Annotated in this window: 13 protein-coding genes and 2 pseudogenes; 14 read left to right on the top strand and 1 reads right to left on the bottom strand. The window is 70.4% G+C overall.

Features of this window, described 5'->3' with window-relative positions; translation table 11 throughout:
- The 8 genes and pseudogenes from ACXJLU_RS26450 to ACXJLU_RS26415 form a co-directional block, all read left to right on the top strand.
- Window positions 1–407 (top strand): annotated as a pseudogene (locus ACXJLU_RS26450) (hypothetical protein); the annotation flags it as partial.
- 1 nt (window position 408) lies between these two features.
- A complete protein-coding gene (locus tag ACXJLU_RS26445) occupies window positions 409–864 on the top strand; it encodes a type II secretion system protein (RefSeq protein WP_457336146.1) in 456 nt (151 codons plus the stop codon).
- A complete protein-coding gene (locus ACXJLU_RS26440) occupies window positions 858–1,295 on the top strand; it encodes a type II secretion system protein (protein ID WP_457336144.1) in 438 nt (145 codons plus the stop codon). Before ACXJLU_RS26445 ends, ACXJLU_RS26440 begins: the two co-directional genes overlap by 7 nt.
- On the top strand, window positions 1,270–1,965 hold the full coding sequence (locus ACXJLU_RS26435; protein WP_457336142.1) for a type II secretion system protein: 696 nt from the start codon (window positions 1,270–1,272) through the stop codon (window positions 1,963–1,965). The genes ACXJLU_RS26440 and ACXJLU_RS26435 overlap by 26 nt, the downstream gene beginning before the upstream one ends.
- A gap of 247 nt (window positions 1,966–2,212) precedes the next feature.
- Window positions 2,213–2,959, top strand: a complete 747-nt coding sequence (locus ACXJLU_RS26430) for a PEP-CTERM sorting domain-containing protein (RefSeq protein WP_457336140.1) — start codon at window positions 2,213–2,215, stop codon at window positions 2,957–2,959.
- 110 nt (window positions 2,960–3,069) lie between these two features.
- The gene (locus ACXJLU_RS26425) at window positions 3,070–4,356 is read left to right on the top strand and encodes a type 2 periplasmic-binding domain-containing protein (protein WP_457336138.1); all 1,287 of its coding nucleotides are present in this window, start codon (window positions 3,070–3,072) and stop codon (window positions 4,354–4,356) included.
- Window positions 4,357–4,491: 135 nt separating this feature from the next.
- Window positions 4,492–6,228 carry a ShlB/FhaC/HecB family hemolysin secretion/activation protein gene (locus tag ACXJLU_RS26420; protein WP_457336136.1) on the top strand — a complete coding sequence of 579 codons (1,737 nt, stop codon included), beginning with the start codon at window positions 4,492–4,494 and terminating at the stop codon, window positions 6,226–6,228.
- A gap of 30 nt (window positions 6,229–6,258) precedes the next feature.
- Window positions 6,259–17,034 (top strand): filamentous hemagglutinin family protein, encoded by a 10,776-nt coding sequence (locus tag ACXJLU_RS26415; RefSeq protein ID WP_457336134.1) that lies wholly within the window; start codon window positions 6,259–6,261, stop codon window positions 17,032–17,034.
- 11 nt (window positions 17,035–17,045) lie between these two features.
- On the opposite strand, the gene ACXJLU_RS26410 is transcribed toward ACXJLU_RS26415, so the two are convergent.
- Entirely contained in the window at window positions 17,046–18,257 is a 1,212-nt protein-coding gene (locus tag ACXJLU_RS26410) for an MFS transporter (protein WP_457336132.1), read from the bottom strand.
- Between the two features lie 116 nt (window positions 18,258–18,373).
- On the opposite strand from ACXJLU_RS26410, the gene ACXJLU_RS26405 reads away from it, so the two are divergent.
- From ACXJLU_RS26405 to ACXJLU_RS26380, 6 genes and pseudogenes are all read left to right on the top strand, one after another.
- Window positions 18,374–19,018, top strand: a complete 645-nt coding sequence (locus tag ACXJLU_RS26405; protein ID WP_457336130.1) for a TetR/AcrR family transcriptional regulator — start codon at window positions 18,374–18,376, stop codon at window positions 19,016–19,018.
- Between the two features lies 1 nt (window position 19,019).
- Window positions 19,020–19,475: a nuclear transport factor 2 family protein gene (locus ACXJLU_RS26400; protein WP_457336128.1), complete on the top strand. Its 456-nt coding sequence runs from the start codon at window positions 19,020–19,022 to the stop codon at window positions 19,473–19,475.
- The gene (locus ACXJLU_RS26395) at window positions 19,450–20,169 is read left to right on the top strand and encodes a CPBP family intramembrane glutamic endopeptidase (RefSeq protein WP_457336126.1); all 720 of its coding nucleotides are present in this window, start codon (window positions 19,450–19,452) and stop codon (window positions 20,167–20,169) included. Before ACXJLU_RS26400 ends, ACXJLU_RS26395 begins: the two co-directional genes overlap by 26 nt.
- 198 nt (window positions 20,170–20,367) lie before the next feature.
- Complete coding sequence (locus ACXJLU_RS26390; protein WP_457336124.1) at window positions 20,368–22,122, top strand: DUF2341 domain-containing protein; 1,755 nt, start codon at window positions 20,368–20,370, stop codon at window positions 22,120–22,122.
- 16 nt (window positions 22,123–22,138) lie between these two features.
- Window positions 22,139–22,540: an ExbD/TolR family protein gene (locus ACXJLU_RS26385; RefSeq protein WP_457336122.1), complete on the top strand. Its 402-nt coding sequence runs from the start codon at window positions 22,139–22,141 to the stop codon at window positions 22,538–22,540.
- 3 nt (window positions 22,541–22,543) lie between these two features.
- A pseudogene (locus ACXJLU_RS26380) lies at window positions 22,544–22,886 on the top strand (hypothetical protein); the annotation flags it as partial.

Genomic DNA, 22,886 nt, shown 5'->3' with positions numbered 1-22,886 from the left:
CCGCAGCACCGGTCGCCGCCGCGGCCTCTGCCGCCGTCGCCACGCCGGCCGAGACGGCCATCGCGGCCGCGCCGAGCGCATTCGTCGCGCAATTGCGCGCGCCGTCGGACGTGCGGCTCGGCCGCGAGTTCACCGTGGTCGTCGAGATCGGCGATGCCGGGGCGGCACAACAGGGGGAGGTGATCGTCGAGATGGACCCGGGGCTGCTCGCTGGCGGGGGGCCGCGTGCGGTCGTGCGGCTGATTCCGAGTGGCGATGGCGTGCTGTCCGGCAGCATCAGCCTGCGCGCTGCGGCCGCCGGCACCGGCAGCACGCAACTGCAGATCGTCGGCGGCAGCGTGCGGCTGCAGGACGGCCAGCAGCGGCCTGTCAGCGGCGGCAGCGCGACCTTGCGCATCGGTGCCTGAGATGCGTCGCAGCGTCGGCTTCACCCTCATCGAACTCAGCATCGCGCTGGCGGTGCTCGCGGTGCTGGTGACGATGGCGGCGCCGACGCTGAAGCTGCAGGCGCAGCGCCAGCGCGAGACCGAGCTGCGGGCCGCGCTGCGCGACATCCGCGGCGCGCTCGATGCCTACAAGCAGGCCGCGCAGGACGGGCGCATCAAGCTGCCGGCCGATGCCAGCGGCTATCCGCCGACGCTTGCGACGCTGGTCGACGGCGTCGCCGACGGCGGCCGCAGCGACGGGCAGCGCATCTACTTCCTGCGCCGGTTGCCGCGCGATCCGCTGGTCGAGTCGGGCGAGTGGGGGCTGCGCAGCTACGCCAGCGCTCCGGAGTCGCCGAGCCCCGGCGCGGATGTCTTCGACGTCTACTCGCGCGCGCCGGGCAGCGGCCTGAACGGCGTGCCGTACCGGGCATGGTGACGCACACAACGACGCGCCGCGGCTTCACGCTGATCGAGCTGCTGGTGGTGCTGGCGATCGTCGCGCTGCTGCTGACGATCGTCGCGCCGCGCACCATCGACCACCTGGAGCGGGCCCGCGAGACGACGCTGAAGGCCTCGCTGAAGGAGATGCGCTCGGCACTCGACCAGTTCGAGGCCGACCTCGGGCGCCCGCCGGGCAGCCTGGACGAACTGGTGCAGCGCCGCTACCTGCGCGAGCTGCCGGTCGACCCGGTCACGCAGCGGCGCGACAGCTGGATCAGCGTCGGTGCGGCCGAGGCGAGGGCGGCCGACCTGGCCGCGCCTGCGCGTGATGCGGTCGTCGCGAACGTGGCAACTGAGGGCGTCGTCGACGTGCACAGCGGCGCCGAAGGCGAGGGCCGCGATGGCACGCCGTACCGCAGCTGGTGAGCGCGCGGGTGCGGCGGTACGCGGCGTCGCGCTGCTGATGGTGCTGGTCGCCGTCGCGCTGCTGAGCCTGGCCACCTTGCTGCCGCTGCGCCAGGAGCAGCAGGCCGCTTGGCGCGAGCGCGAACGCGAGCTGCTGTTCATCGGCAACCAGTACCGCCAGGCCATCGCCAGCTACGCGGCGGCGACGCCGGGCGGCGTGCCGCAGGGACCGAAAACGCTGGCCGACCTGCTCGAGGACAAGCGCTACCCGAGCCCGCGCCGCCACCTGCGCCGGCTGTACGCCGACCCGATGACCGGCCGGACCGACTGGATGCTGCTGATGGAGCAGGGCGCGGTTGCCGGTGTTGCCAGCCGCAGCCCGAGGCCGCCGCTGAAACACAGCGGTTTCTCGGAGGCGGACCGGGATTTCGCGGATGCGTCGAGCTATGCGGAATGGAAGTTCGTCGCGAAGGTGGCTGCCGCGCCGGCACCGCCTGCCATGACACCGCCGGTGACGCCACCGGTGACGCCGCCCACGCCACCACCCGGATCACCACCCAGCACCGACCGCCGCACCGAATGCGGCCGCCTCTACAGCGCGACCTTGAACCGCTGCGGGCTCGACCCGGCCACGTCGCTCGCCTGCCGCAACGCGGCCCGTGACGCCTTCCTCGCCTGCCTGCGCGGTTGAAGTCCGTGCCAGTGCCGAACGGACTACGACATATGAGAAGCGGCGTAGTCCCATCGGCACAGGGTCCGCAAGCCATTCGACACGCCACGTCACACGCCCCCCCGAGACTCCCCCTCAGCACGCACAGGGTCTCGCGCACCAGCCAGGGGCGAGGGAGGATCCCAGCGAGCCGCCGGCCTTCGGGGCCCGGCACGACCTCTGAAAGTCCTCCAGTTCTCCAGTTCGAACAATCCTTGAAGGAGAGATCATGAAATTCCGAATGAAAGCCCTCGCGGCGGCCGCCCTGGTCGCCGTGTCGGGCCTGGCCAACGCCACCATCGACAACGGCCAGACCGGCAACGGCGAGCTGTTCCTGATGGCCTATGACACCACCAGCCAGCAGACCTACTCGTTCGACACCGGCCTGCTGATGTCGGCCCTGACGCCGAGCTCGGTGTCGCTCCAGTCGTTCGCGCTGACCGGCTTCGACTCGTTCCTCGCGACGGCCACCGCCGCAACCATCCGCTGGGGTGTCTACGCGATCGACCGCCTGGCACCGACCTCGCTGTACACGACGGCCGCCGACGGTGCTTCCGCGACCAACCCCAACCTGCTGAAGATCAACAACTCGAACGGCGCCCTGGCCAGCTTCATCAACGATGCGAACCAGCGCGGCAACCACGCCACGGACGCCAACGGCTACTTCCTGCAGACGTCGGCCCCGTTCGGCCCGACCGACTTCAGCTACGGCGGCAACATCCTCGGCGCCAATGGCAACTTCAGCAGCAACCTGTCGTTCAACACGACCGGCGGCCTGGCCGACAAGCTGAACTTCCTGCGCTTCACCGCCGGCAACCCGGCCGGCTCGACCCGCACCGCGTTCGACACGACCTACCACTGGTCCCTCTCCGGCACCAACCTGATCTACGCACCGGTTCCGGAACCCGGCACCTACGCGCTGATGCTGGCCGGCCTGCTGACGCTGGGCGCCGTTGCCCGCCGCCGCAGCAAGTAACTCCCCCCGCAGTACCTCCGTCCCGCCGGGCCTCCGGGGCCCCGAAGACACCGCGCTCGCGCGGGGTCTCGGGGCTTCCTTTGCCCTGAATTCCCGTCCAGGAGATCCTCATGCAATTCAAATCCATCGCCTTCGCGGCGGCTGCGCTGTGCGCCGTCTCGGCTGCCTCGGCTGCCACCGTCACCGTCAACGCCGCCGGCGCCTCGGCGACGCGTGCCACGCTGACCAACGTGATCGTCGAGAGTGTCTGCGGTGCCGCCGCCAGCACGACCGTCTACCACAACGGTTCCAACGTGACCCGCATCACCTGCCCGACGACCGTGTTCGGCGCGGCCGACACGCTCGACTTCAGCTATGACAACACCAGCGGCTCCTACCTGGGCGTCGGCCCGGTCTCGGGCAACGGCCAGCTGTCGGCGCGCATCAACACCACGAGCTGCACCGGCACGACCACCGAAACCATCGCCGGCAAGACGGTGACCTCGCGCACCGGCTGCGGCAATGAAGCCACCCTGGTTCGCCCGGGCATCGGCAACGCCGACGTGGAAGTCGAGATGTTCGCCGGCGCGAACATCGGCGCGCTGCCGGCCGTCGTGCCGTCGGGCATCGACCAGGTCAACAGCCAGTTCGGCATCATCTACGGCGTGGTCGCCTCGGAAGCGCTCTACAAGGCGCTGCAGGCCGACCAGGGCCTGACGGTCGGTTCGCTGACCGACGCGGCCACCGCCCCGTCGCTGTCGCGCGCGCAGATCGCCTCGCTGGCCACCGCCAACGGCGGCCCGCTGAACAACGACTGGACGGCGCTGTTCACGACGCCGCCGGCCGCTGCCAGCAACCCGGTGCGCTTCGTGCGCCGTGTCGCCGGTTCGGGCACGCAGACCTCGTTCAATGCCAACTTCCTGAACTACCTGTGCAGCGCGCGCGGTTCGCAGCCGGCTGCCGCGTCCGACTCGAGCGCGACCTACGTCGTCGAAGAGCTGGGCAGCACCGGCACGCTGCTGGCCTCGGTCAGCTCGACCAGCGTCTTCAAGATCGGCATCGCCAGCCGCGAGAACAACCAGACCGCGTCGACGCCGGCCACGCCGAACTGGGGCTTCGTCAAGATCGACGGCGTGTACCCGAGCAAGGCCAACGTGCAGAACGGCCGCTACAACTGGATGGCCGAGCAGGTCCTGACGCTGCGCTCGGGCTTCAGCGCCGTCGAGAAGACGCTGTATGACCGCCTGGTCGTGCTGACCGCTTCGCCGACGACGATCAACGGCTTCAGCGCCGCTGCCAAGGACGGCACGGTCGCACTGCCGTTCGTCGCCGATGCGGGCGACCCGAACTACCTGACGCACCGCACCCGTTTCCGCACCTTCGGCAACAGCTGCGTGGTGCCGATCGCCGCCGAGTAAGAGGGAGAGATCAAGAGCTCTGAGCTCTGAACCGGGGCGCCTGCGCCCCTCAATGGCCAGGCCATGAGCCTGGCCCTGCCTCGCAAGCCTTCGGGCTTGCGGGGCATCTTCGTTTCAAACCGGTCCTTCCTGCCGATGCCTGAATCGACCTTGCATTCCGTGTTCGATCCGCTGTTCCCGCGCCTGCTGGCGATCCTGCTGTCGGCCGTCGCGTTCCTGATGCCACCCGTCGCCCGCGCCCAGGCCGCCGACGAAGGCGCCCGCTTCGACATCCTCGAATTCGTCGTCGAAGGCAACACCGTGCTGCCCGCCACGGAGATCGAGCGCGCGGTGATGCCCTGGCTCGGCGAGCGCAAGCTGATCGCCGACGTCGAATCGGCCCGCAAGTCGCTGGAAGACACCTACCAGCGGCTCGGCTACCAGACCGTGTTCGTCGACGTGCCGGAGCAGCGCGTCAGCGACGGCACGGTGCGGTTGCGGGTGCTGGAAGGGCGCGTCGAGCGGCTGCGCATCAGCGGCAACCGCTACTTCACGCAGGGCACGATCCGCAATGGTGTGCCCGACCTGGCGGAGGGCGCGGTGCCCGATTTCAACGCGGTCCAGGCCCAGCTGGGCAACCTGAATCGCACCGCCGACCGGCAGGTGACGCCGGTGCTGCGGCCGGGCCGCACGCCCGGCACCGTCGAGGTCGAGCTGGCCGTCAAGGACGAGCTGCCGCTGCACGGCGAGGTCGAGCTGAACAACCGCAGCTCGGCGTTCACGACCGAGTCGCGCCTGTCGGCCGGGCTGCGCTGGGACAACCTGTGGCAGCGCCAGCACAGCGCCGGCCTGTCGGTGCAGCTCTCGCCGGAAGACCGCAACGAGGTCAAGGTGCTGGTCGGCAACTACCTGTGGCGCTTCGACGACAAGCCCGATGCGGTCGCGCTGTATGCGGTGCGCTCGGATTCCGAGGTCGCGCTGGTCGGCAGCTCGACGGTGCTCGGCAACGCGACCATCGCCGGCGCGCGCTGGGTGCATCCGCTGCCGGGCGGGCCGGGCAGCGAGGGCGTGTTCCAGTCGCTCACCACCGGCATCGATTACAAGCGCTTCGGCCAGACCAACATCGCGACCGCGACGCAGCGGGCCGACATCCTCGACGAGATCGACTACGTGCCGCTGTCGCTCGCGTACAGCGCAACGATCGCATCGGCCGGCCAGAGCACGCAGCTCGGTGCCGCGGTGTTTAGCGCGCCGCGCAACCTGTTCGGCAACCGCGACGATGAATTCCGCGGCCGGCGCTTCGTCGCTCGCGCCGGCTGGACGCTGCTGAAGGCGGACGCGAGCCACGAGCACGCGCTGAACGCACGCAGCAGCCTGTGGGTCAAGCTCGAAGGCCAGTACGTCGACGAGCCGTTGATCTCGAACGAGCAGATGACGCTCGGCGGCGCCGAGAGCGTGCGCGGCTACCGCGAGGCCGAGGTGGCCGGCGACCGCGGCGGCCGCGCGAGCCTGGAATGGCGCTGGTGGCCGTGGCGGGTGACCGCCGATGACCTGCAGCGCCRTGCCCGCGAGGCGGCCGAGAGCGCGGCACCGGGCGCCGTGCCTCCGGTGATCGCCCCCGTGCAGCCGGCCGAGACACCGAGCACCTGGGCCGCAATCCAGCTGTACGCGCTGCTCGATGCCGGCGCCGTGCAGACGGTGCAGCCCGAGGGCCTGCAGACCGCGAAACGCTGGATCGGCGGCGCCGGTGCCGGGCTGCGCTGGGGCGCGCAGGGCTGGCGGCTGCAGGTCGAGGCCGCGCGTGCGCTGAACCCCGGCGGCACCGGCCTGGACGGCTACATCACGCAAAAGGGCGACTGGCGCGTGCATGCGCGCCTGGGCCTTGATTTCTGACGATTCTTGAGTTTGCTTGCGGAGAACCCCATGACGCTGCGCCCCCTTTCCTCGAAGACCGATGCCCGCCTGACCACCCGGCTCAGCGCGACTGCCGCCGCGGTGCACGCACTGTTCGGTCTGTGGCTGCTCGGCGCCGCGCCGCAGGCCACGGCGCAAGTCAACGCCGCGCTGAACCGCGCGCTGCCGAACCCGTGTTCGCTGACCAACGCCTGCAACGCGCCGAAGAACACGACCATCACGACGCTGAGCCCGAACCCGGGCGTCAACGTGACGACCAGCGGCAACACGATGTCGGTCACGCAGACCGCCGACACCGCGCTGATGAACTGGCGGACCTTCGACGTGGCGGCCGGCAACAGCGTGAACTTCAGCCGCGCCGGCAACCAGAACTTCGTCGCGATCAACCGCATCCACGACACCCAGGCCTCGCGCATCGACGGCAGCATCAACGCGCCGAAGGGCCAGATCTACCTGATCAACCCGAACGGCCTGCTGTTCGGCAAGACCGCGCTGGTCGACGTGGCCGGGCTGATCGCGTCGACGCTCGACGTCGCCGATGCACGGGTCACGAAGGGCCTGCTCGGCGTCGGCGTCGACCAGGCGGCCTTCGTGGCCGACAAGAACAACGCCGCCGCCGCGACCGCCGCGGTGCGGCTCGACCAAGGCGCGGTCGTGAAGGCCGGCAACGTCTATGTGTTCGCGCCGAACGTCAGCAACGCCGGCACCATCCAGGTGACGCCGGGCGGCCAGGTGGTGCTCGGCGCCGGGCAGCGCGTCTACCTCGCCGGCTCCGACGACGTGACGCTGCGCGGCCTGCTGGTCGAGGTCGGCCAGGGCGGCACGGTGACGAACACCGGCACCATCACGACGCCGCGCGGCAACACGACGATGGTCGGCATGGCGGTCAACCAGCAGGGGCGCATCACCGCGACCTCGGCGCTGAACCAGAACGGCTCGATCCGGTTGGTGGCGCGCGAGGTCGTGTCCGGCGACGGCAGCAACCCGGGCCTGATCGTCGGCGACAAGCCGGCGCAGATGTTCGTGCTGGCGACCGCGACCGGTGCGGTCGACGTTGCCAGCGGCTCGACGACCGAGGTGCTGCTGGATGCCACCGACACCGCGACCGCGGCGCTCTCCGACACCGCCGCCGCCGCGGCACGCTCGACGATCGTCATCGATGCCGGCCGCGTGAAGATCGGCGGGGAGGGCGCTGCCGGCAGCACCTCGCTGCTGGCGCACGGCGGCGACATCCGCGTCAGCGCGCGCACCGACCTGGGCGCGATCAACACCGGCGGCGCACTGGCGCCGGCGCTGGGCGCGGAGAACGCCGCGGCTACGCTGACGGTCGGTGCCGATGCGCGCCTGGACGTGAGCGGCGAGCGCAACGTGCAGATCGACGGCAACCGCAACTACGTCTACATCGACCGGCTGACCTCGAACGACCTGCGCGATGCGCCGCTGCAGCGCGACGGCTTCCTGCGCGGCCAGGGCGTCTACCTGAACGTCGCGAAGGACCAGGCCTTCATCGACCTGTCGGGCCGCCGCGCGGCGGTGGCCGGCACGCAGGCCGAGCGCAATGCCGCCGGCGGCAACATCGTGCTGCACGCCGAAGGCAGCGTGACGGCGGCGAAGGGCGCGCAGTTCGACCTGTCGGGTGGCACCACGGTGACGGGTGCCGCCACCGGCCGCACCTCGCAGCTGCTGACCGGCGACGGCCGCGTCGTCGACATCACGAACGCGCGCGCCGACGAGGCCTACGTCGGGTTTGCCGACCGCTACACCCGCACGGTCGATGCGCCGCGCGAGGGGCTCAACAGCAGCAGCACCTACGACGCACCGCGCTACACCACGACCGCGCAGTTCAACGAGGGCCGCAATGCCGGCTCGCTGGAGATCGTTGCGCCGCGCGGCAGCTTCGCGGCGACGGTGCAGGCGACGACGACACCGGGCGAGGGCCAGCGGGCGAACCTGCCGCTGGGCGGCGAGGTGCGCGTCGGCATGGTGGCGGGAAGCAACGCGAGCATCGACCAGCAAGTCGGCTTCTCGCGGGCCAACGTGCTGCTGATCGACGACCTGGCCAAGGTCGACAGCACGCTGCCGGCCGCGCAGATCGAGCGACTGATCGCCCTGGACACGCAGATGCTGCGCAGCGGTGGCGTTACCCGCATCGGCGCGCTGAGCGATGGGCGCATCACCGTCGCGCGCGGTGCCGCGCTGGACCTCGGCCCGGGCGGCAGCCTGTCGCTGCAGGGCAATGCGGTGGACGTCAACGCGAGCATCGTCGCGCACGGCGGCAGCCTCTTGATCGGCGAACGTCCGGCCGCGCCGGTGTCGGGCGGCGGCCTCGACTATGCGACGCGCGATGCGCGCAGCCTGGTCGATGCGACGGATCGCGGCAGCATCCGCTTCGGCAGCGGCGTCGCGCTGGACGCGAGCGGGCTGTTCACCAACGACCTGGCCGCGGCCTCCGCCGGCAAGCCGCCGACGGCGCCGATCGTGCGCAACGGCGGCAGCATCGCGATCACCGGCGCGCAGGTCGACGTGTCCAGCGTCACGCGCTTCGACGTGGACAGCGGGGCCAGCGTGTCGGCGGGCGGCGTGGTCACCGGCGGCAAGGCGGGGTCGGTCTCGATCATTGCGGCCGATGCGTCGAAGCCGGTCGACACCAGCACGCTGGTGCTCGGCGATGACCTGGCGTCGCGGCTCAGCGGCTTCGGCTTCAGTGCCGGCGGCAGCCTGACGCTGGGCGCGCCGTCGCTGACCGTCGGCAGCCAGCTGCGCGACGGCGCCGTGCGGCTCGACAGCGCGCTGTTCGACCGCGGCTTCGAAGCCTTCACGTTGCGCGCCTCGGAGCAGCTCAGCGTGCAGGGCGACACCCGCATCGCGCCGCCGGTGCGGCAGTACCTCGTCGACAACGGCCTGCGCGCGTTGGCCGACGGCAGCGACCTGTCGGCGGCGCTGGTGCCGCGCCAACCGCTGCCGGCTGCGCAGCGGCCTTCGTCGCTGACGCTGGCAGCAGGCGGGCTGAACGGCCGCGTCAGCCTGGAAGCGGGTTCGGTCATCGACGTCGGCACGCTCGGCAGCGTGAGGGCCACGGCGGGCCAGGCCATCGACGTGAACGGCAGCGTGACGGCGCACGGCGGCAGCGTCTCGCTGGCGCTCGGCAACGCGCCGCTGGTCGGTCCGACCACCAGCATCGAGCGGCTGCAGCAGCAGGTGATCCGCCTCGGCGACGGCTCGCTGATCGACGTGAGCGGCGTCTCGCGCGTGCAGGCCGACGCGCTGAAGCAGCGCAGCGGCACGGTGGTGGACGGCGGCAGCGTCTCGATCACCGCGACGCGCGGCAGCTTCGTGATGGACCGTGGGGCCCGCATCGTGGCCGACGGCGCGAGCGACCAGGTCGACCTGCGCTCGGCCGGCGCGCCGACCCGCATCGACGTGGCCTCGCGCGGCGGCGCGGTGGCGATCAGCGCGCAGCAGGGGTTGTTCGTCGACGGCCGGGTGAGCGGCCGCAGCGGTGGGGCCGGCGTTGAGGGCGGCCGGCTGTCGGTGCGCTTCGAGGGGTTGATTGCCGACGAACGCGTCACCGATCCGACCAGGCAGACCATCGCCCCGGAGATCTACGACGCGCTGTTCAAGGCGGACAGGGTGTTGACGCTCGGGGGCAGTGGCCCGCAGGCCGCCGGCCAGGGAAGGGTGCAGACGGCGCTGGTCAACGACAGCGGCTTCGACACGGTGCAACTGACCAGCACCGACGTGATCGCCGCGCCCGACAGCGTGGCGCTGACCACACGCGGCTCGATCACGCTCGACGCACCGGTGCTGCGCGTCGGGGCCGATGCCACCTTGTCGGTCACTGCGCCGACCGTCTCGCTCGGCTTCCAGTCGCGCTCGCCGGTCTACGCGGTCGGCGAGAACGCCTTGGCGAGCGGCGGCGACGGCAAGCTGGAGGTGGCGGCGCGCCAGGTGCAGTTGGTGGGCTCGCTGAGCCTGCAGGGCGTGGGCCGCACGGTGATCGCCGCGCAGGACGACGTGCTGCTGCGTGGCGGCGGCACGCCGTCCACGCTGCGCCCGCAGGGCAGCCTGAGCACGGTCGGCGACCTGACGATCAGCGCCGCCCAGCTGACGCCGGCGTCGATGACCGACTACCGCATCGCGCTGACCGGTCCCGACACGACCTTGCACCTGCAGGCGAGCGGCAACACGCCGCTGGAGCCGCTGTCGGCGGCCGGCAGCGTGACGCTCGCGGCGCCGGTGATCGAGGTCGACGGCCGCATCAGCGCGCCGCAGGGCAGCATCAAGATCGACGCCGGCGAACGCGTGCGGCTCGGCGCCGGCGCGGTGCTGTCGGTGGCGGGCACGCAGGACGTGCCGCTCGGCACGGTCTTCAACGGCTCGCAGTGGGTGTATGCGGACGACCCGAACAACACCGCGAACAACCTCGCGTCGAACGGCGGCGTCGCCAACGCCTTGCCGGAGAAGCGCATCGCCGTCAGCGGCGCCACGGTCGACATTGATCCGAAGGCACGGCTCGACCTGAGCGGCGGCGGCAACCTGGTGGCGCAGGAGTTCGTCGCCGGGCCCGGCGGCTCGATCGACGTGCGGCAGAACTTCGTGCCGACCACGCCCGGTGCATCGGCGCTGACGCGCAACCCGCTGTTCGCGCTGGTGCCGGCGCGCGGCGACCATGCGGCGCCGTTCGACCCGCAGCTCCACAGCGACCTGACGCAGGATGCCGCCGCCGGCGGTGCCGCGCTGCTGCGCATCGGCCAGACCATCACGATCGGCGGCGGCAGCGGCATCCCGGCCGGCACCTACACCGTGCTGCCGGCGCGCTACGCGCTGCTGCCCGGGGCTTATGCGCTGCAGCCGGTGGCGGGCTATGCGGACCTGGCGCCGGGCAATGTGCTGCGCGAAGCGGCCGGCACGGTGATCGTCGCCGGTCGGCTCGGTGTCGATGGGGCGGGGGCCAGCAGCGCGCGCTGGAGCGGCTACCGGGTGTTCGATGGCACGCAGGTGCGCCGGCTGGCCGAGTTCCGCGAGTACACCGGCACCGCGCTGGCCACTGCTGCGGCGGCGGCCGCCGGCGAGGTGGCACCGCGCACCGCGGTGGATGCTGGCGCGCTGTCGATCGCGGGCCAGCAGGTGCGGCTGAGCACCGATTCGATCCGCGCCGCGAGTACCGGGCGCGGCGCCGAGCTGTCGTTCTCGGCACCGCAGCTGATCGTCACCGACCAGCCCACTGCCATCGCCGCGGCACCGTCGGACACGCTGGTGATGAATGCCGCCGCGCTGAGCGGGCTGAAGGCCGAGACGCTGGTGCTGGGCGCGGTCGCGTCGCATGGCGACGGCAGTGCCGCGCAACGCGGCACGCTGACGCTGTCGCGGCCGGCCGGCAGCGTGCTGGTGGGCGGCACGCAGGCGCTGTCGGCCGGCGAGCTGATCCTGACCGCGAGCGGGCAGGTGACGGTCGGGGCCGGCGTCGCACTGGTGGCCGACGCGGCGCAGGCGCCGCGCACGTCGACCGTGCGCCAGACGGGCGATGGCGCCTCGCTCTACGTCAGCAGTGCGGATGCGCTGCCGGCCTGGGCGCGCAGCGACACCACCGGCGCGGCCGGCGACCTGCTGGTCGCGGAGTCGGCTCGCCTGTCCGGGCGCAGCGTGCTGTTCGACGGCAGCCGCTCGCAGCGCTATGCGCCGAGCGTGCTGCTGGATGCTCACCACATCGGCCTGTCGGCGGCGCGCGTCAGCTTGGGCGACGTGCCGGCGGATGCCGGTGGCCTGCTGCTCGGCAACGCGCTGCTGGCGCAGTTCAACGGCGCCGACAGCTTCTCGGTGACCAGCGGCAACGGCTTCGAGGTCTACGGGAATGCGCAGGTCGGCAGCACGACGCTCGCGAAGCTGACGCTGGACGGCGCCGGCTTCGTTGCGCACGACGCGGGCGCCTCGGCCCGCATCACCGCCGGCACGGTCAGCCTGCGCAACAGTGCGGGCGGCGAGTTGCCGGCCGGCACAGGCGGCGCAGGCACCGGCACGCTCGACATCCAGGCGACCGGCGGCAAGCTGAGCGTCGATGGCGGCGCACTTGCCACGCGCGGCTTCGGCGGCACCACGCTCGCGGCGCGCGATGCGCTGCAGTTCAACGGCAGCGGTGGCTTCAAGACAGACGGCGCGCTGACGCTGCAGTCGGCCGCGATCACCGCAGGGCGCGGTGCCACGCAATCGGTCGAGGCCGGCGGGGTGCTGCGCACGGTGGCCGTCGGCACGGCACCGACGGTCGATGCCAAGGCATTGGGCGCGAGCCTGAGCCTGAGCGGGCAGCGCATCGAACATGGCGGGCGCATCGACCTGCCGTCGGGCCGCGTGAGCCTGGCGGCCACCGGAACGGGCGCTGCGGATGACGTGACGCTGCAAGCGGGCTCGCGCATCTCGGTGGCCGGCAGCGTGCAGCGCTTCGGCGACCAGACGGCCGACGCGTCCGCCGGCAGCGTCGCGCTGTCGTCGGCGGCCGGCTCGGTGCGCGCGCAGGCGGGCAGCACGCTGGACCTGAACGGCGCAGGCAGCAACGGCGATGCCGGCGCGCTGAGGCTGTCGGCGGTGCAGGGCACGCTGCAGTTCGACGGGCAACTGCTCGCGGTGGCCGGCAGCGCGGCGCGCAGTGCCGAGGTGGTCGCCGATGTCGGCAAGCTCCCAGACCTGGGCACGCTGACGCGGCCGCTGATGCAGGCCACCGGCGGCGCGCCGCTGCAAGCGCTCGACGTGCGGGTGCGCAACGGCGACCTGCAGTTGAAGGCCGGCGAGAGCGTCTCGGCCCACACGATCCGCCTCGCGGCGGATGGCGGCGCGAACGCGACCCGCGCGAGCGACGGGCAGCTGCGCATCGACGGCCGGCTGGATGCCGGCGGCGAGCGCGCCGGCCGCATCGAGCTGCATGCCCGCGACAGCATCACGCTCGGCAGCACCGCGCGCCTGGACGCCGCATCGACCGGCGCGCTGGAGGAGGGCGGCTCGGTGCTGCTGTCGGCCCGCATCCGCGAGACCGTGCCAACGACGCTCGACGCGATCCGCATCGACAGCGGCGCGCGGGTCGACGTGGGCGCGGCCTCGGCCTCGCTGGGCGGCACGGTGACGCTGCGGGCGCCGCGCGTCGGCAGCGACGTCGCGATCACGGCGCTGCCAGCCGACTACCTGGTCGGCGCGCGCGAGGAAATCGTCGAGGCGACGATCGCGAAGAACTACACCGGCAACCTGACGCTGAACGCCAGCGGCACCGCCTCAGCCGCCAACCCGTTGCCGACGCTGCGCACCGACCTGAAGACCTACCTGAGCGATGCGAACCGCAGCGCGATGACGGCGCGGCTCGGCCGCATCGGCGATGCCGACTTCCACCTGCGGGCGGGGCTGGACATCAGCACCAGCGGCAGCATCACGGTGGCGAACACGATCGATTTCGCGGCCGGTGTCGGCGCCGACGGCAGCGTGACCAACGCCGCCTGGCGCTACGGCGGCAGCACCACGAAGACCAGCGAAGCCGGTGCGTTGACGCTGCGCGCGGCCGGCGACGTGACGCTGACCGGTGGTCTGCAGGACGGCTTCGTCACTGCTGCCACCGGCGACGCCAATGCGCGGCTGCTGCCGTATGCCGGCGACAGCTGGCGCTTCCAGGTCACCGCCGGTGCCGACCGCAGCGCCGCAGCCGCGGCCACCACCAACGGCACGACCGGCAGCGTCACGTTGCAACCGAGCGGCGCGTCGACCAACCCGGCGATCGTCCGCACCGGCACCGGCCGCATCGACATCGCCGCTGGCAAGGACATCGTGCTGCGGGGCAACAACGTCGCGATCTACAGCGGCGGCGAGCGGGCCGCGGATTCGGCCGCCTATGCCGCATCGATCACCAACACGAGGCTGCTGAACCTGAACCCGAGCTTCACCGAGCACGGTGGCGGCGTCACGCTGGAGGCGGGGCACGACATCGTCGCGAGCGTGCCGTCGAACCAGCTGATCAACCACTGGCTGTGGCGGGCCGGGCGCAGCGACGTCGACGGCGGCTTCGCGGGAGATTCGCTGGCGCCGACCGCGTGGTGGGTCAATGCAGCGACCTTCTCGCAAGGCATCGGTGCGCTCGGCGGCGGCGACCTGACGCTGAAGGCCGGCAACGACCTGCGCAGCCTGACCGCGGCGGTGCCGAGCAACGCACACCTGAGCGTGGATGCGCAAGGCCGAGCCGGCGAACTGGTGCAGCACGGCGGCGGCACGCTCGACGTGCAGGCGGGCGGGCGCATCAGCGGCGGCGCCTACTACGCGCAGCGCGGCGAACTGAACCTGCGCGCCGACAGCCTCGGCCCGCAGGCGAGCGCCGATCCACTGATCGTCGCGCTCGGCAGTAACACCGCGCGGCTGCAGGCGCGCAGCGGCGCCGAGCTGTTCGGCGCCTTCAACCCGACCTGGGCGCCGGTGCTGAACCTGTTCGAGACGCCGGCCGGTCAGGCGTCGCCGGCCAACAGCGCGTTCACGACCTACACCGACGACAGCCGGCTCGACCTGCGCTCGCTGACCGGCGAGGTGTCACTGGCTGGATCGCTCGGCGGCACCCGGCTGCCGTCGGGCGGATCGAACCAGGCCCTGCTGTCGACCCGGCTGCGCACGATGTTCGACGTGCTGCCGCCGAATGCGGACCTGGTGGCTTTCGGCGGAGACGTCGACATCGGCCGGGCCTTCCTGCTGGCGCCGGCCGCGCGCGGCCAGTTGCGGGTATTGGCCGATGGCAACGTCGGCGGCGCCGGCGCGCTGGTGATGGCGGCGCTCGATCCGGCGAACCTGCCGTCGGTCGACGCGCCGGTCTCGACCACGGCCTGGATCTCGACGGCCACCCGGCTGCTGAGGGCCGACCTCGACCCGAACACCGGCAAGCCGATCATCGGCAGCACCTGGGGCCTCAACCGGATCGACAACCATGGCACGACGATCCTGCACGAGGGCGACACGCTGCCGGTGGCCGTCATCGCGCGCAACGGCGACATCAGCGACCTGCGCATCGAGACCCCGAAGCCGCTGCTGGCCGAGGCCGGCGGCGACATCCGCGACGTGAAGATCCTGGCGCAGAACCTCGATGCGGACAGCGTGACGCGCCTCCATGCGGGCGGCGCGCTGACGCTGAGCGACGGCAGCCCGAACGTGACCGTCACCGGCCCCGGCATCGCCGAGGTGCTGGCTGGCGGGCAGATCAACCTCGGGTCATCGACCGACGGCCTGCTGACGCGCGGCAACCTGATCAACACCGGGCTGCCGGTGGGGGGCGCGACCTTGATCGTCGCGTCGGGCCTCGGGCGCGGCAGTGACGGCTTCGTGCAGCCGCCGGACTACGCGAACGTGCTGCGCCAGTTCGTCGCGTACGACGCGTTCGCGTCGACCGGCCAGGATGCGGCCGGGTTGAATGCGCTGGTGCTGTCGGGTACGGACTTCGGCCCGCTGCAGCAGGCGCTGCAGGACCGCAGCGGCGCGCTGCGCGACGGCTCGGCCTTCCAGGTGTGGCTGAACGCGTTGCCGGCGGCCGCGCGCATGCGGCTGGCGCTGGAGCTGGCGCAGCGCGTGCAGGCGGTGGCCAACCAGCGCTTCGTGGCGACCGCCAACACCGAAAGCTTCGCGCCCGGCTACCTGAGCTTCCACGACTTGTTCCCGGCGTTGACGTCGAACCTGGCCGGGCTGAGGCAGTTCGTCGCGAGCAACCCGTTCGCCGGTGCCGACAACGCCGGCACCTTGCGCGACGATGCGTTGAAGGGATTGCCCGATGCGCTGGCCGCAGTGCTGCGGCAAGGCCTGGCCGATCCGGCGCAGGCGGCCGATGCGAACTCGGCCTTCAACCAGGCGCTGGCGCAGCTCGACCCGGCGCTGCTGGCCGCGGGCAGCCGGCAACTGGTGTCGCAGGTGCAGGGGCTGGCCGGCAGCACGCTGGACGCGCTGCGCGGCGCCGGGCGCGTCGGCGCGAAGGTCGGCACGCCGTTCGCGAAGGGGCTCGACGACCTGGCCCGCGCGTTCTCGCCGGCCGGACCGGTGGCGCGCAACGACATCACGCTGGTGTTCAGCCAGATCAAGGCCGAGCAGAGCGGCGACGTGGTGCTGCTGGCGCCGCGCGGTGGCGTGCTGGCGGGCCTGGCGAACCCGCCGGCCGGGGTCGCGGCCAACAAGCAGGCCTACCAGCTCGGCGTGCTGACGCTGGGGGGCGGCGACATCCTGTCGATGACGCGCGACAACTTCGACGTGTACCGCTCACGCGTCTTCACGGTGGCGGGCGGCGACGTGCACCTGTGGGCATCGCTCGGCAACATCGACGCCGGGCGCGGGCCGCGCGACACCGTGGTGGCGCCGCCGCCGCGGCTGGTGGTCGACACCGACACCGGCCTCGTGACGCTGGACGTGACGGCCAGCGTCAGCGGCTCGGGCATCGGCGCGCTGAAGACGCGCGACGACCAGAAGCCGAGCGACATCCGGCTGATCGCGCCGAACGGCTTCATCGACGCCGGCGAGGCGGGCATCCGCGCCGAGACCGGCACCGTGACGCTGGGCACGAACATCGTGCTGAACGCCGGCAACATCGCGGCCGGCGGCGGGGTCAGCGGCGGTGCGGTGGTGGTGGCGCCACCCACGCCGGTGCCGCAGTCGAGCAACACGAGTGCGGCCGACAAGGCGGTGGAGCAGACGCAGAAGGCGCTGACGGATCAGCAGAAGGACGCGGACGAACGGGCGAAGAAGGAGCGGCGCAAGCGGGTGACCGGCGAGTTCATCGGGTTCGGGGATGACTAGTCAACTCATGGTCACGCGAGCGATGGGCGCTGCTCGCCCATCAAGGGCGAAACCGTGAGGCTGCGCTGGCCGAGGAGTGCGATCAGGATGGCAACGCCGCCGGCCACGATCGACACCCAGAATCCCTGGCCTGGTCCGAAGGCGTCGATGACCCAGCCGGAGGCGAACGAGCCGATGGCCATGCCGATGCCGATGCCGGTCATCACCCAGGTGATGCCTTCGGTGAGCCTGGCGGCAGGGACCAGGCGCTCGACCAATCCGAAAGCCGTGATGAAGGTGGGCGAGATTGCCGCGCCGCTGACGAACAGCGCGAATGCCAGCATCGGAATGTTGCCCACGAACAGCAGCGGTACTGTCGTTGCCGCCGCGATGGCGATTGCCGTTGCGAATTGGCGCGAGAGCTGCGTGCTGAGCTTCAAGGCGCCGAACAACAACCCGACGAAGAGAGAGCCGACGGCATATCCGCCCAGCACCAGGCTGGCAGCGGCTGCATTGCCGAATTCGGCGGCAAGTGCGATGACCGTCACCTCCGCCGTACCGAAGATCGCGCCGATGGCGATCAGCGCGAAGGTGATGACCTGGACCGGGCGCAGTCGAATGGCAGGCGCGCCGCCGCTCCGGGCCACGGGCTGCACCTTCGGTTCGGAGCCCTTCTGCAGGATGAAGGCTGCGGAGCCGACCGCGAGGAACAGGGTCGAGACGAGTGGGCCGGCCTCCGGGAACCAGGAGACGCTGAGACCGACCGCCAGGGCCGAGCCCGAAATGTAGACAAGCTCGTCTGCGACCGACTCGAAGGCGAAGGCGGTGTTGAGCTTGGGCGTGCCCCGATAGAGCTCCGTCCATCGCGCCCGAACCATGGCCGGCATGCTGGGCATGGCAGCGGCCACCAGCGCGAAGGCGAACAGCGTCCATCTCGGCCAGCCGAAATGCGTCGCGACCAACAGACCGATGAAGCCAATCAGCGAAAGCACCGTCGCCGGCGTCAGGATGCGGCTTTGGCCGAGCCGGTCCACGAGACGGGAAATCTGCGGCGAGACGAGTGCGTTGGTGAGAGCGAACGTGGCGGAGACCGCGCCTGCAAGCCAATATTCGCCGTGGGTCCGGGACAGCATGGCGACGATGCCGATCGTCGCCATGGCAATCGGCAGGCGAGCAAAGAAGCCGGCCGCAGCAAAACCCTTGGCTCCGGGCGGTCTGAATATCTCACCGTAGGGGTTGGACATCGGAGACTCCTTGCTTTCGAGACGATGACGACGTATATACGTGGCGTATGTGAATCGTACTCGCATACGTGGCGTATGTCAAAACGGATACGCCGTGCATGCCAAGGAGAAAGCGGATGGCGCACAAACCGCGCAACGAGATGATCGCTGAGACGCGAGGGAAGCTGATCCGTGCCGCGCGCCAGGCATTCGGTTCGGTCGGCTATGCCAACGCGTCGATGGACGACTTCACGTCTGCTGCCGGCCTGACACGGGGCGCCCTCTATCACCACTTCGGCGACAAGAAAGGGCTGCTGCAAGCGGTCATCGCCCAGATCGACGCCGAAATGTCGCACCGTCTGCACGCCATCTCTTCGAAGGCGAAGGATCCCTGGCGCGGCTTCGTCGATGAGAACATCGCCTATATCGAGATGGCGCTGGAGCCGGAGATCCAGCGCATCGTCCTGCGCGACGGCCCTGCGGTGCTGGGCGACCCCTCGTCCTGGCCTTCGCAGAGCGAGTGCAACCGCTCGATGACTGAAAGCCTCGGAAGGCTGAAGAAGGACGGCGTCATCATCGATGTCGATCCGGAAGGTGCCGCCCGCCTGCTCAGCGGAGCCGCGCTGCACGCGGCGCAGTGGATCGCCCATGCGGACAATCCGGCCGCGACGTCGAAGCACGCGGTGAAGGCGTTCAAGGCCTTGCTGGACGGGCTTCTGACGCGCGCGAAACAAGGCCCGGCTCGCGTTTCACGCGCCGATCGACTGGAAAGAGGAGATTGACTTGACACGCACCGCAGGAGAAACCGTTCGTGAGCTGGTTGACCGCGTGACCATGTTGAGGAACGGGGACCACAGTCAGATCGAACAATTGGCAGGCCTGTACGCCCTGGATGCCTACGTCACCCATCCTCTTCACCCGGAACATGCCAATTCGGCAACGGCAGGTCGAGAGGCCCTGAGAGCCCACTTTTCACGGCTGCCGCAAGCGGACGTGTCGGTTGCATCAAGCGTTGAAGACTTTCGATTGCACACGACCGCCGATCCGGAGGTCGTCATTGTCGAGTTTCGCTACGCAGGTCGTGTTGGCCAGCGGGCCTTGAATACCCGATGCATCTTTGTCGTGCGCGTGGTCGCCGGCCTCATTGTCGAATCCCGAGACTACATCGACCATTTGGCGTCTGCCCGGGCCTATGGAATGCTGCCAGAGGTACTTGCTCGCCTTGGCGCTGGGCTTTGAGGCCTTGGCTATGGCGATGCACCGGTACCTCGCAGGGCTGGTACTCGTACCCCTTGCGGCCTTCTACGTTCCGTTCGTCTCCCCGTACTGGACTGTTCCTGTCGGCGCGGTGTTGGCGATCGTGATGGTTCGGCTCAAACCAGGGTCGCCCATCGCCGAATTGGGACTGGGGCTACCTCGCAGATGGGGGCATGCCGTCGTACTCGGTGCTGCCGTGGGAATCGGGCTGGTGTTGTTGAGTCGTCTTCTGCTGAGCCCCGTCATCGAGCACCTCACCGCGACGCCTCGCGACCTGAGCGGGTTTGACCACTTGCGTGGCAACTGGCGCTCGCTGCTGCCGCTTTTGCCGACGGTCTGGATATCCGCCGGAGTTGGCGAGGAAATCGTCTACCGCGGCTATCTCATTTCTCAAGCTGCAGAGCTGTTGGGAAACTCGGTGCCGGCGCGATTCGCTGCAGTCTTGCTGGCCGCGATCCTCTTTTCTCTGGCGCACGGACATCAGGGCCCGAGCGGCATGCTGCTTGCCGGCACCTTGGGCCTGCTGCTTGGCCTGCTCGTTCTCCAGCAACGCGGGAACCTCTGGGCCAACATGGTGGCTCACATCGTGGGCGATACGGCGAGTCTGGTGGCCATCACCCTGAACTGGGACCTGTGGCTCGATCATCTCGGACGCCATCTGTTTTTCGCGCGATGAACGTCGGTCAGCACGGTTTTCGCGGGCAAATTCAGCGCCTGGCACTGCGTCGATCATCTGCAGGCCCCGCCTCCATGAGCCGGACGGACTACTGACGCCCCCGCGTCACGGCAACGACACATCGCGGCCCAAGACTGCGCCGCTGCTCCCGGTGTTCTCCGGGCTTGTCCACGCCGCGCCTCCTGCTGTCGCCTCACGATGAAACGCCTGCTCGCTCTGCTCAGCCTGCTGCTCCTGTTGCCCGTGTCCGCGCAAGCCTGGTGGAACGCCGACTGGCAGTTCCGCAAGAAGATCAACCTCGACACCACCGCGCTGAGCGTCGACAACGGCAGCGAGTTGGCCGAGGCGGTGCCGGTGGCGGTGCGGCTGCACACCGGCAATTTCCTGTTCACCGACGCGAAGCCCGACGGCAGCGACATCCGCTTCGTCGCCGCCGATGACAAGACGCCGCTGAAGCACCACGTCGAGCTGTTCGATGCGGCCAACCAGCTCGCGATCGTCTGGGTGCAGGTGCCGCGCGTCGTCGCGAAGGCGCCGAACGAGGGGCTGTGGATGTACTCCGGCAACCCGAAGGTGGCCGCGGCCGACGACGCGAAGGGCGTCTACAGCCCGACGCAGCGGCTGCGCCTGAACTTCGGCGAGGCCGATGGCGCGTTCAAGGATGCGAGCCCGTATGCCAACCTCGTCGCCGCCGGCGGCGTGGCCTACGGCGCAGCGGGCGTGGCCGGCGGCTCGGCGGTGTTCAGCGGCAAGCCGCTGAAGATCACGATGGTCGACAGCGCCCACATCAAGCCGGGCGGCGGCGCGGGGCTGTCGTGGTCGGCCTGGGTCAAGCCGACGGCCGGGCAGGGCGGGCAGTTGCTCTCGTGGAGCGGGCTGATCGTTGAACTCGCAGTCGACGGCCGTGTCAGCACGAGCCTGGACCGCATCAAGGTCGACGGCACGGCAGCGCTGAAGGCCGGCGAATGGCATCACGTCGGCGTATCGCTGTCCGACCGGCTGGTGCTGTTCGTCGACGGCAAGGAGATCGCCGCCCAGCCCGCCACGATGCGCGAGTTCGGCGGCGAGCTGCTGATCGGCCAGGGCTTCACCGGCGAGCTCGACGCGCTGGAGCTGGCCGCGGTGCCGCGCGGCGTGTTGTGGTTCCAACTGCAGGCGGCGCAGGGCATGGACGGCACGCTGCTGTCGTACGGCGAGCCGGAGCAGAGCGGTGGCGACGACAGCGGCCACGCCGGCTACATCGGCGTGCTGGTCAAGAGCCTGACGCTCGACGCCAAGATCGTCATCGTGATCCTCGCGTTCATGTTCGCGGTGGCGGTATACGTGATGGTCAGCAAGGCGATGATGCTCGGCCGCGTCGGGCGCCAGAACGAGCAGTTCATCAACGCCTTCGAGGAGCACCCGCAGGCGCACCTCGATCCGCACGGCGACAACGCGAAATCGCTGCGCGACGGCGGCGCGGTGCGCGAATCGTCGCTCGCGCGCATGTACGCAACCGGCATGCGCGAACTCGGCCGTCGCGTGCCGGACGGGCAGGGCGCCGTGCAGGGAACCGGCCATGGCGCGGGCCGCACCGGCCTGTCCGCCGAAGCGGTCGCAGCCATCAAGGCCAGCATCGACTCGACGCTGATCCGCGAGAACCAGCGGCTGAACAAGCTGATGGTGCTGCTGACGATCGCGATTTCGGGCGGGCCGTTCCTCGGACTGCTCGGCACCGTGGTCGGCGTGATGATCACCTTCGCAGCCATCGCCGCCTCGGGCGACGTCAATATCAACTCGATCGCACCGGGCATCGCCGCCGCGCTGCTGGCCACGGTGGCCGGGCTGGGCGTCGCGATCCCGTCGCTGTTCGGCTACAACTACCTGATCACCCGCATCAAGAACATCACGGCCGACATGCAGGCCTTCTCGGACGAGTTCATCACGCGCATGGCCGAAGCGCACAACCAGTGATGACCGGGAGCCTCTGATGCAGATCCAGGAAGACAAGGCCTACGACGACATCAACGTCACGCCGATGCTCGATCTGGCTTACGTGCTGCTGGTGATCTTCATCATCATGACGACGGCTTCGGTGCAGGGCGTGAAGGTCGACCTGCCGAAGGCGAGCAACTCGCCGAGCCTCGCGAAGCCGCAGACCAAGGCCGTCACGGTGACCGAGAGCGGGCAGATGTTCCTCGACACCTACCCGGTGACGATGGACGAGCTCGAGCAGCGGCTGCGCGACCTGAAGGCGGTGAACCCGTCGTTCCCGGTCGTGATCAAGGGCGATGCGCACGTGCAGTACGAGAAGGTGATCGCGGTGCTCGACCTGATGGGCAAGCTGGAGATCACGCAGCTCGGGCTGGTCACGCAACGGCTCGTGAAATAGGCGATGGCCGCAGTACGCGTTGCGGGGCGCCGCCCGCTGCTGTGGCTGGGGGCAGTGCTGCTCGCGCTGCTGGTCGGCTGGCTGATCGTCAAGTTCCTGTTCCTGAAGGCCGAGCCGGACAACAAGCGCAAGGTGCAGCAGATCACGCTGGTGCGCCCGSCGCCACCACCGCCCCCGCCCAAGCCGCCCGAGAAGCCACCCGAGCCGCCGAAGATCAAGGAAGAGGTCAAGCTCGACCCGCCGAAGCCGGTCGACGACCCCAAGCCCGCGCAGCAACCCGATGCGCCGCCGCCCGGCCCGCTGGGCGTCGACGCCGCGGGCACCGGGCCCGGCGACGGCTTCGGGC

The organism is Rhizobacter sp. P5_C2, assembly GCF_054049715.1.
This window is presented reverse-complemented; position numbering and strand designations above follow the sequence as displayed.